This is a genomic window from Peribacillus acanthi, assembly GCF_003073175.1.
Lineage (GTDB): Bacteria > Bacillota > Bacilli > Bacillales > DSM-1321 > Bacillus_BN > Bacillus_BN acanthi.
This window is the reverse complement of sequence record NZ_QBBX01000016.1, coordinates 497-11,146: the sequence shown is the minus strand read 5'-3', so window position 1 is coordinate 11,146 and position 10,650 is coordinate 497. Positions and strand designations below refer to the sequence as shown.

At 39.6% G+C, this 10,650-nt stretch carries 9 protein-coding genes and 10 tRNA genes; 1 reads left to right on the top strand and 18 read right to left on the bottom strand.

The features are described 5' to 3' along the window. The 7 genes from DBX25_RS21425 to sigW all read right to left on the bottom strand — a co-directional run. Nucleotides 1-336 (bottom strand): histidine phosphatase family protein (locus tag DBX25_RS21425; RefSeq protein ID WP_240620348.1); only part of this gene is annotated, 336 nt, incomplete at its 3' end. A gap of 471 nt (nt 337-807) precedes the next feature. After that, complete coding sequence (glmS, locus tag DBX25_RS15185) at nt 808-2,613, bottom strand: glutamine--fructose-6-phosphate transaminase (isomerizing) (RefSeq protein ID WP_108671654.1); 1,806 nt, start codon at nt 2,611-2,613, stop codon at nt 808-810. A 502-nt stretch (nt 2,614-3,115) separates the two neighbouring features. Continuing rightward, nucleotides 3,116-4,465 carry a phosphoglucosamine mutase gene (gene glmM, locus DBX25_RS15180; RefSeq protein WP_108671653.1) on the bottom strand — a complete coding sequence of 450 codons (1,350 nt, stop codon included), beginning with the start codon at nt 4,463-4,465 and terminating at the stop codon, nt 3,116-3,118. 46 nt (nt 4,466-4,511) lie between these two features. After that, on the bottom strand, nt 4,512-5,825 hold the full coding sequence (locus DBX25_RS15175; RefSeq protein WP_108671652.1) for a CdaR family protein: 1,314 nt from the start codon (nt 5,823-5,825) through the stop codon (nt 4,512-4,514). Continuing rightward, nucleotides 5,818-6,639: a diadenylate cyclase CdaA gene (cdaA, locus tag DBX25_RS15170; RefSeq protein WP_108671651.1), complete on the bottom strand. Its 822-nt coding sequence runs from the start codon at nt 6,637-6,639 to the stop codon at nt 5,818-5,820. Before cdaA ends, DBX25_RS15175 begins: the two co-directional genes overlap by 8 nt. A gap of 329 nt (nt 6,640-6,968) precedes the next feature. Continuing rightward, nucleotides 6,969-7,607: an anti-sigma factor family protein gene (locus tag DBX25_RS15165; protein WP_108671650.1), complete on the bottom strand. Its 639-nt coding sequence runs from the start codon at nt 7,605-7,607 to the stop codon at nt 6,969-6,971. A gap of 17 nt (nt 7,608-7,624) precedes the next feature. After that, the gene (gene sigW, locus DBX25_RS15160) at nt 7,625-8,188 is read right to left on the bottom strand and encodes an RNA polymerase sigma factor SigW (RefSeq protein WP_108671649.1); all 564 of its coding nucleotides are present in this window, start codon (nt 8,186-8,188) and stop codon (nt 7,625-7,627) included. Nucleotides 8,189-8,362: 174 nt separating this feature from the next. Here sigW and DBX25_RS15155 point away from each other — a divergent pair, with 174 nt between their 5' ends. Continuing rightward, nucleotides 8,363-8,536, top strand: coding sequence for an aspartyl-phosphate phosphatase Spo0E family protein (locus DBX25_RS15155; RefSeq protein WP_108671648.1), 174 nt, complete (start codon nt 8,363-8,365; stop codon nt 8,534-8,536). Between the two features lie 60 nt (nt 8,537-8,596). On the opposite strand, the gene rocF is transcribed toward DBX25_RS15155, so the two are convergent. The 11 genes from rocF to DBX25_RS15100 all read right to left on the bottom strand — a co-directional run bounded on the left by rocF (nt 8,597) and on the right by DBX25_RS15100 (nt 10,641). Further along, entirely contained in the window at nt 8,597-9,493 is an 897-nt protein-coding gene (gene rocF, locus DBX25_RS15150) for an arginase (RefSeq protein WP_108671647.1), read from the bottom strand. A 219-nt stretch (nt 9,494-9,712) separates the two neighbouring features. After that, nucleotides 9,713-9,788: transfer RNA gene (locus DBX25_RS15145), tRNA-Ala, on the bottom strand. A 19-nt stretch (nt 9,789-9,807) separates the two neighbouring features. Continuing rightward, nucleotides 9,808-9,882: transfer RNA gene (locus tag DBX25_RS15140), tRNA-Gly, on the bottom strand. A gap of 8 nt (nt 9,883-9,890) precedes the next feature. Then, nucleotides 9,891-9,963, bottom strand: a tRNA-Lys gene (locus tag DBX25_RS15135). 3 nt (nt 9,964-9,966) lie between these two features. After that, a tRNA-Gln gene (locus DBX25_RS15130) sits at nt 9,967-10,041 on the bottom strand. A gap of 87 nt (nt 10,042-10,128) precedes the next feature. Further along, nucleotides 10,129-10,213: transfer RNA gene (locus DBX25_RS15125), tRNA-Tyr, on the bottom strand. Nucleotides 10,214-10,226: 13 nt separating this feature from the next. Next, nucleotides 10,227-10,302, bottom strand: a tRNA-Thr gene (locus DBX25_RS15120). Between the two features lie 10 nt (nt 10,303-10,312). Next, nucleotides 10,313-10,388 (bottom strand) — tRNA-Val (locus tag DBX25_RS15115). A 9-nt stretch (nt 10,389-10,397) separates the two neighbouring features. Continuing rightward, nucleotides 10,398-10,472 (bottom strand) — tRNA-Glu (locus DBX25_RS15110). A 16-nt stretch (nt 10,473-10,488) separates the two neighbouring features. Next, a tRNA-Thr gene (locus DBX25_RS15105) sits at nt 10,489-10,561 on the bottom strand. A gap of 5 nt (nt 10,562-10,566) precedes the next feature. Further along, nucleotides 10,567-10,641, bottom strand: a tRNA-Asn gene (locus DBX25_RS15100). Nucleotides 10,642-10,650: the final 9 nt, after the last annotated feature.

Below are 10,650 nucleotides of genomic sequence, written 5' to 3'. Positions count from 1 at the left end.
AGGAATATGTATGGGTCTACCGTTCTTAGGGAGTGGATATCGTGTTGCCGCTACTTCCCTGGATAGTCCAGCAAGTACACCGTTATTGAATTCCATTAAACCCTCTTCCACCACCAACTCACATCCTGTTTCAAGTTGCAATATAGAAGCTGTCTTATTAGCCCTTTTCAACGGACTAGATAAAATGATGTCAGGAAGAAAATGTGTCGCTACATACTCCGCCATCTTCCTAGCTTGTCTTTCACCTAGGTCGGTTAACGGAAAGTCTGCCCTTCCTTCATGGACCCCTAATATATCCGCTTCTGACTGACCATGTCTAATGATAAGTAATTCCATCATTATTTCACCTTCCTTAATTAATGTAAGGTATTCTTTGAATCTGGTGAATTAACAAAACATCTTACAATCTATAAATACCCATCAGATAGCTTTCTCCAGTTTTATTGGTTCCTTCAATAGCCTAGTAACAGATAAAATTTTCTCTAGATGCTCTGTATCTTCTACCACAATAAAAAGGGAGTGGAATAGATTGTTTTTATTTTGGATGTTATTTTATTAGAATCATTGATTACTCATATCAAAACAAAAACAATATTCATGATCATTTTACTCCTTTATTTGTATTCTTTTATATGAGCTTGCCTTTCCAAGCCCAGCATTTCTTACTAGTTAATATAAATTACGAACAAGTTTAGTAATCGTTTCATTTTTACTCCGTTTTACTTCTATATTTTCTCGAATTTACAAAAAAAGACCAAAGGAAACCAGGCTTACACCTGAATATCCTTCGGTCTTTCAAATAATATATTATTCCACAGTTACACTCTTCGCTAGGTTACGTGGCTTATCTACATCACAGTCGCGATGTAGGGCAGCATAGTAAGCGATAAGCTGTAGTGGGATGACAGAGACAAGAGGTGTTAATAGTTCATGCACAGCTGGTACTACGAATGTGTCTTCTTCTTCTTGAAGGCCATTCATTGAGATGATACATGGGTTGGCACCACGTGCAACAACTTCTTTAACATTACCACGGATTCCAAGGTTAACCGCTTCTTGAGTAGCAAGTGCAATAACAGGAGTACCGTCTTCAATTAAAGCGATTGTACCGTGCTTCAACTCTCCACCAGCAAAACCTTCTGCTTGAATATAAGAAATCTCTTTTAACTTTAATGCCCCTTCTAAACCAACGAAGTAGTCTACAGAACGACCGATAAAGAAGCAGTTACGAGTAGTCGCAAGGAAATTACGCGCAATGTTTTCAAATTCTTCCTTCGTATCACAAAGTACTTCCATTGCATTTGCAACGATTCCAAGCTCTTTCACTAAGTCAAAATCAAGCTCGATTCCACGATGTTTAGCCGTTACATTAGCTAGGATTGCAAGGACACCAATCTGTGCTGTATAAGCTTTCGTAGAAGCAACAGCAATTTCAGGACCTGCATGTAGCAATAATGTATAATCCGCTTCACGGGAAAGCGTAGATCCAGGAACGTTAGTAATCGTTAATGCTTTGTAACCAAGTTCTTTAATCGATACTAGCACTGCACGGCTATCAGCTGTTTCTCCACTTTGAGAAATGAAAATGAACAATGGTTTTTCTGAAAGCAATGGCATATTGTAGTTGAATTCAGAAGCTACATGAACTTCGACTGGGATTTTTGCCATATTCTCAATGAACTGCTTCCCTACCAATCCTGCGTGATAGCTTGTTCCACAAGCAACGATGTAGATACGGTCTGCACTGTTCATAGCATCCAAAATCTTCGCGTCCACTGTTAACTCACCAGCTTCATTTTGATAAGCTTGGATGATTTTACGCATAACAAGTGGCTGCTCGTCAATTTCCTTCAGCATGTAGTGAGGATACGTACCTTTTTCGATATCACTTGCATCAAGCTCTGCAGTATAAGGATCACGAGATACTAGCTGACCATCTAATTTCGTAATCGTAACTTCATTTTTTGTAACTACAACCATTTCTTTATCCATTAATTCAACGAATTGGTCTGTTACTTGAAGCATAGCCATGGCATCAGAAGCTACAACATTAAAACCTTCACCCACACCTACAAGTAATGGACTTTTGTTTTTAGCAACAAAAATAGTTTGGTCATTTTCAGAATCTAATAATGCAATCGCGTAAGAACCCTTCAATAATTTCAATGTTTTACGAAATGCATCTTCTGTAGAAAGAGCTTCGTTTTCCACGAACTTTTCAATCATCTGAACAATGATTTCAGTATCGGTTTCACTTTTAAGTTCCACACCTTCTAAAAATTCACGTTTTAGGGAAGCATAGTTCTCAATTACGCCATTGTGTACTAATGTGAAACGACCTGAAGTACTTTGATGTGGATGCGCGTTTACTTTGCTTGGCACTCCATGTGTTGCCCAACGAGTATGCCCAATCCCTGTTTGTGCAAAAAGGTTCTCTTCAACGACTTCGCGAAGATCAGCAATTCTACCTTTTTCCTTGAAGACTGTTACGCCTACATCATTCATCACTGCGATTCCAGCTGAATCGTATCCTCTATATTCAAGCTTTTCTAAGCCTTTTAATAAAATTTCTTTCGAATCTTTATTTCCAATATATCCAACAATTCCACACATATATAGTATCCTCCCAAAATTGAAGGGGGACAAGAATGTACGGGGACACCCTGTCCCCTTATCTCTGAATGTGTGCATTTTTTTCTCTTTGTCCAAAGAGTTACCTCAATGTTTTAAAGAAAAAATTTCTGCGGCTGTGCACTAACAGCCGGGAGGTATCCGCCGAAACTTCGATACTCCTCCTCCTCGTCAACTAAGCTTATTTCACGTCCATAGCCTAGTTCAGGCGCTTTGATTATATATAGTTAGTATGAAACGATCCGCCTTTCGTTATGAATTTGGACGATTGACAGTTTTTACAAATCCTCTTTGCAAAAACAGGATAATCATACATGATGGATTGTAATCCGTCAACTAAAAATATAAGGCAGTAGCTATATCAAGAGAAAGGGTGTTTACTCTAACGAATATTTACCCATGCTTCAATGATCTAAACCACGGCCTCATTATAAAAATATGCATAAATGAGCAATAAGTGCCATTTATGCATATCTTTACGAACCTATTCTTTTAGTCCCATTTCAGCTTCAACTACTGACACGATTCGGCTAACATATTCATCACATTTTTCTTGTGTAGGAGCTTCTGCCATTACACGAACAAGTGGTTCTGTTCCAGAAGGACGAACAAGGATGCGACCATTTCCGTTCATTTCTTCCTCTACTTGTGTGATGATGTCATGAACCTTTTCATTTTCTGTCACACCGTATTTATCAGTTACACGGACGTTGACAAGCTTTTGAGGGTACTTCTTCATTTCATTAGCTAATTCAGAAAGAGGCTTTTTCGTAACCTTCATGATATTTACTAATTGAAGACCAGTCAGTAAACCATCTCCAGTTGTATTGTAATCTAAGAAGATAATGTGGCCGGATTGTTCTCCACCCAAGTTGTAGCCGCCTTTTTTCATTTCCTCTACGACATAACGGTCTCCAACAGCAGTTTGAGTACTTTTCACATCATGCTCTTCCAAGGTCTTATAAAAGCCTAGATTACTCATTACGGTAGAAACAACAGTTGAATGCTTCAAACGACCTTGTTCCTTCATGAATTTTCCACAAATGTACATAATTTGATCGCCATCAACAATATTTCCTAGCTCATCAATTGCAATTAATCGATCTCCATCACCATCAAAAGCAAGTCCAACATGAGCACCTTTTTCCTTCAAGAACGCAGCTAATGCTTCAGGATGGGTAGATCCCACTCCCTCATTAATATTCAGTCCATTAGGAGATGCACCCATCGTCGAGATATCCGCATCCAAATCTGCAAATAAATGCGTAGCAAGAGAAGATGTCGCACCATGTGCACAATCTAGTGCCACATGAATGCCAGTGAACTCTTCATCAACAGATTGTTTTAGATATTGAAGGTACTTTTGTCCACCTTCAAAATAATCATTCACATGTCCAAGACCTGCTCCAACTGGTCTTGGAAGAGTATCTTCTTCAAGATCCATTAAATGTTCAATTTCTAATTCTTGTTCATCAGACAACTTGAATCCATCTGGACCAAAGAATTTAATCCCATTGTCCGCTACGGGATTGTGAGACGCTGATATCATTACGCCCGCTTCAGCATTTAATGCCTTAGTTAAAAAAGCTACTCCTGGAGTTGAAATGACACCCAAACGCATGACTTCAGCTCCGATTGATAGTAACCCTGCTACTAATGCACCTTCAAGCATATGACCTGAGATACGTGTATCTCTTCCAATTAATACTTTTGGACGCTGCGTATCTTTTGTTAATACATATCCGCCAAAACGACCAAGTTTAAAGGCTAATTCTGGAGTTAATTCGCTATTTGCGACGCCTCTGACTCCGTCAGTTCCAAAATATTTACCCATTGTCTATTCGCTCCTTATTCTTGCTATGTTTTCTATTTATTCACTGTTACGTTTCTTCTGTAGCTCTTGTTATAGAGACCAATGCTTTTTCAAGACCAGCATTACCTCTTACTGAATTTGGTACTTTAAGAAGCAATGGAAGTTCATGTTCCCCTTCTTCTAGTCCCTCAACATTAAGGGACAATTGAATATCTGATGCATTAATTTCGTTTACATCAGTTGGTCTACCTGAAATTGTTACATTTGATGCACCCAATTGAGGGGAGAGAAAAGCTAAATCAAACTCTTTCCCTAACCCCACATATCGAATTTTAATATTCGGAAAGGTTCTAGTAATATCCTCATTAGTCTCTTCAGTATTTTCATTACTTTCTTCACCAGGTGAAGTTCCAGTTTCATCTACTTTTTCAATATCAATGATTACTTTCACTTCTGGAGCAGATGTGGTCTTAACTCCTTCTGGCAAGCTTACTGGGATGTCCAATTCCGTATCTTGGTCCAATCCACTTACATCGAATGGAGCCTCTATAGTATCAATAGAATCTAGCACGGATTTCTTTCCGAACAGTGATAAAGTATTTGGACTGATGGAAATAGACTTAATTACATATCCGTCTTGTGGATTTCCCTTTTGAATAGGCGTCACTGCTACAGGCTTACTAGGGATTTTAATGGGTACTTTCACATCCACGATTTCTGGTTCAATCGAGACATCCAACTTATTTAATTCTCGATCTAATGCACGTACTTTCGCTTGTCGATAGACGGTATCATTAACAGTACCATTTAATTCGACTGTAGCCTTTACATAAGATATTTGATCAATAATATCTTTAGCGCCTGTAATTTTGACTTTGGCTGGGCTGACTGTGGGCTCATCTGCTAAATATCCTTCTTCAAGCAATGAACGATTAAATTCAGGTTCGACGCTGAATTCTTTTGTAACTTTTTCTTGAATTGTAATGTTTGCATAAGCCGGCTCTATGGTAGCTTTTAATTTTTCACTAATATCCCTAATCTTGATAGGCACTTGCTTTCTTCCCAATGTAATTTCAGGATCAGATAAATCGATATAGACCTTGAACTCCCGATTGTTTTTCGCTGATATTAATAAACTTTTCACACCTTGCAATTTTACGTCAACCGTTTCGGGCGCCCCCGTCACGACTAAATTCTCTCGATCATAATAAAGCTCTACTGGTACATCCTCTACCACTTCTGAATCGGACTTAGAAGGTGTAGAAAATCCTAGACCACCTGGTGTAGATTCCGGGTCATAACTGACAGAAATATACAGTAATACAGCCAACAATAATGCGACTACCCTAATAAACCATGGGGTGTTCATCAATTTATCCATGTTTTTTCACCCTCCAGTTCCAACGGGCAGTAGCCTGTGTTTTATTGGCGAGTAATAGTTCATTAGTTAATAGATCCTTAAATGCATCCTGACTTAGGTCGCGGTGCAATTCCCCGTTTTTAGTCAAAGAAATGCTTCCTGTTTCCTCAGAAACGACAATAGTGACACAGTCTGTCACTTCACTGACACCCAGGGCAGCACGATGGCGTGTTCCAAGTTCCTTTGAAATAAATGGACTTTCGGATAGTGGAAGATAACAGGCAGCTGCCGCCACACTATTATTTTGAATAATGACTGCACCATCATGGAGTGGTGTATTAGGGATAAACAGGTTGATAAGTAGTTCAGATGAAACTTTAGATTGAAGACCAATACCTGTTTCTATGTAATCACTCAAACCGGTTTCCCTCTCGACTGAGATCAGAGCACCGATTCGTCGTTTCGCCATGTAGGCAGTGGCCTTAACAATAGCATCAACCAATTTTTCCTGTTCCTCTTCCTCTTGCATAGTGGACCTGGCAAAAATCTTCCCTCTTCCCAATTGCTCAAGTGCCCTTCTTAACTCAGGCTGGAAAATGATGATGATTGCTAGGAATCCCCAGGTCATCGCTTGCTCCATCAACCAACCTAGAGTGGTAAGTCCAAAGAAACTACTTAAGCTGCGAACTACAACTATGACAAAAATACCTTTTAATAGCTGTACAGCTTTTGTTCCACGAATTACCATCAGTAGTTTGTAAATGACATACCACACTACCAAAACATCAATAAAATTTATGAATACATCAAGGAAAGTAAGATTTGATAATGACACGTTACTTCCTCCAGTCGGCGAATAAGAAACTATTGGTTGTTTCCTCCGATTTTTTCCGATAACTTTACTATTATACCACAAACTACAATTTCTCTCTCAATATCCACCATTCTTTTCAAAAATCCACCCCTTGAATCTCATTGGTCTAGCTGACTTGCTACTTAAAAGCAAATGAGCTTCCTATCTATTAGAAAACTAGGCTTGCTCCAAGCTTGGGGTTGGTGAAAGTCTAGGTTCACTGATACTTTATTGCTAAAATAGGCCACTACAAAGAGACTTACTTCTTACTGTCAGTTTATATTTACCAAAGTACAAAAAGAAGAGCCATCCTAATTGGATGACACTGCCTTCTCATCTCCCTTAATCATTTGAACAGACCTCTTCGCTGTATCTTTAATCTTATACCATAGCCATTCGAATACTTGATTTACTTCTTCTATATCACCTGTCACATTGTTAGCGGAAGCCAGATATTTATCACCATTGATGACCGTGACATTCCCATTCACTTTACCTTCAATCTTGATATTCCCGTTTCTCACTGTAACATCACCGTTTATTGTTTTTCCAGCCGGTACAATTACTGTATCTTTTTCAACAACTAATTCAGGTTGCTTCGAAAAAGAAAACTGATGATCCTCATTCCAAGCAGCGAGCATGGATCCTCCCATTAGTACAACGAATAATGAGGCTGCTGTAAGGATTGGATGATGCTTAAACCATCTTTGTATCCCCACCTTTTTCTTTTCTTTCGGAAGGCTAGCCATGACTTTTTGAGTAAAGTCAGATGGAGCTTCGATGTGTGAGGTGCTCTGGACTAACGCAATTGTCCTCTTTAATTCGTGAAAATGAATTTGGCAAGCTTTGCACTCCTGCAAGTGGAGTCGAAGTATCCTTTCATGCTCGGCGCTAATTTCATGGTCTAGAAACTCATGCATATATTCTTCTATTTCGATTGGACATTTCATCTTCATCACCTGCTTTTTTATAAATGGCTTAGTTGTTTACGTAATGCTTCTCTTCCACGATGAATCCTAGTTTTTATGGTACCTATTGGCATATCCAGTATTTCACTGATTTCTTTTAAAGATAACTCTTCAATATATTTCAAGATAATTACCGAACGATACTTTTCAGGTAATTTCATAATTTCCGCTTGAATGGAGTCCTGTAATTCTAAACTCTCCACCTCAGTCTCAGGGCCGGGAGAATCTGAAGCAACCTGTGAGTACATATCCAGCCCATCGGTACCTGCAATCTCTGCATCCAAATAATAATCTGGCTTCTTCTTTCTTATCCGGTCGATACATAGGTTTGTTGCAATTCTATATAGCCACGTAGAAAATTTTAAGTTGATATTGAAACTGTGTATATTAACATATGCTCGCACAAAGGCCTCTTGTGCCATGTCCTCTGCCTCATGACGATGCCCTAGCATGCGATAACATATTTGAAAGACCTTATCCTTATATAGTTCTACAATCTCACTATAGGCATTTTGATCGCCTTTTAGCACTTCTTTTATTCTCTGTTTGACGAGTAGTTCCATGTTCTATTTACCCTCCGCCCTATGCGGCTATACGATATGTACGTATCGTAAGCGTAAAGGTTTCAAAATTCCTACAAAAATAGTGTAACAAAAAAATAAAAAGTAGTGTTTAATTATCCAAAATAAGGGAAAAAAGTAGTAATACAATTTAATGGGAGAAAGTGGGGAATCTAAATGCCCGTTGAAATGCAGCAACTATTACAGAATATCGAAGAAGTAAGAGAAAGAATGATTACCTTAGCTGAAAAAACTTCTTTAGAAAACTCAAAAGTCATTCAAACAAGTATTGAATTGGATTCTTTAATAAATCAGTATCTCTTCATGATGAAAAACAGCAAGGCTATATAATAAAATTGCCATAACAAGGAACCAGGGAGAAAGACCTCCCTGGTATTTTTATTGTTAAAATTAAAGTAACTTCTCACCAAATAAAGAACCCATTAAAGCAACAGCCACAGTAGCAGTCTTGTTCTTCTCGTCCAATATAGGATTTACCTCAACAAACTCTGCTGATGTAATCAATTGTGCTTCTGCAAGCATCTCCATTGCCAAATGGCTTTCACGATAACTAATTCCACCCAGAACCGGAGTACCTACGCCCGGTGCATCCGCTGGATCTAAACCATCCAAATCTAAGGATAAGTGGACTCCATCTGTTTTACTCTTTAAGTATGTAATTGCTTCATCCATCACCTTTGCCATACCCATACGATCGATTTCATGCATAGTATAAACCTTAATGCCAATCTCCTTGATTAGTTCTCTTTCTCCTTCATCTAATGAACGAGCACCAATAAGGACAACATTTTCCGGCTTTATTTTGGGAGCATACCCAAGGATATTAGTTAAAGTTGATTCTCCTAATCCTAGACTTACAGCAAGGGGCATTCCGTGGATATTGCCAGTAGGAGACGTTTCTGATGTATTCAAATCTCCATGGGCATCATACCAAATGACTCCTAAATTCTGATAATGTTTTGCAACGCCAGCTATAGTTCCTATAGCAATACTATGATCGCCGCCCAGAACAAGTGGGAATGAACCATTGGAAATGACTTGATCGACTTGTTCAGCCAATTTCGTATTTCCTTCTGCAACCGATTTCAGATTACGCAGCTTCAATTCAGTCGATGTGCGTTCAGCCTGACCAATCCTAATATCACCTAAATCTTCAATTTCATATTGCAGTGCTTCTAATCGCTCCACAATTCCAGCATATCGTATTGCACTTGGCCCCATGTCTACTCCACGACGTGTTTGACCTAAGTCCATAGGAACCCCAATAATCGAAATATTTTTCTTCATATGCTCTCCTCCTAATCAATCTCTACTTACATTGTATCCCGAAAAAAATGAATGACTCAACCCGACAAAAAAATGTATGATTATTCGTTCTTCTTAGAAATGGGAAGTGTTAAGCATAAGCATATTTAAATGTATTAACCAAATTTATATTTTCTTTTTGAAAAAAAAAAGTCTTAAATCATAATGATTTAAGACATGAATTGGTGTTATGTAGTTTGATGGTGGAGCCTAGCGGGATCGAACCGCTGACCTCCTGCGTGCAAGGCAGGCGCTCTCCCAGCTGAGCTAAGGCCCCATAACTAATAGAATTCAAGTGGAGCGGAAGACGGGATTCGAACCCGCGACCCCAACCTTGGCAAGGTTGTATTCTACCACTGAACTACTTCCGCATTAAAGATGAGCCATGGAGGACTCGAACCTCCGACCCTCTGATTAAAAGTCAGATGCTCTACCGACTGAGCTAATGGCTCTAATGGCTGGGGTAGCTGGATTCGAACCAACGCATGTAGCAGTCAAAGTGCTATGCCTTACCGCTTGGCTATACCCCAATATGTAAAAACAGGCAAAAAAATAGGTGGTAATTATATAATCCCCTGATCCTGGATTAATATAACTGATCCACATGGTTTTTTAAATGGTGGAGGGGGACGGATTCGAACCGCCGAACCCGGAGGGAGCGGATTTACAGTCCGCCGCGTTTAGCCACTTCGCTACCCCTCCACATATTAAAAAATGGTGCCGGCGATAGGAGTCGAACCCACGACCTACTGATTACAAGTCAGTTGCTCTACCAACTGAGCTACACCGGCAAAAATTAAATGGTGGAGGATGACGGGATCGAACCGCCGACCCCCTGCTTGTAAGGCAGGTGCTCTCCCAGCTGAGCTAATCCTCCAATATTAAATGGTGACCCGTACGGGATTCGAACCCGTGTTACCGCCGTGAAAGGGCGGTGTCTTAACCGCTTGACCAACGGGCCATACTTTAATGAAATAAGCTTCCAACCGGACTCGAACCGGTGACCTCTTCCTTACCATGGAAGTGCTCTACCTGCTGAGCTATGGAAGCATATTTGGCTCCGCAGGTAGGATTCGAACCTACGACCGCTCGGTTAACAGCCGAGTGCTCTACCACTGAGCTACTGCGGAATAATATCA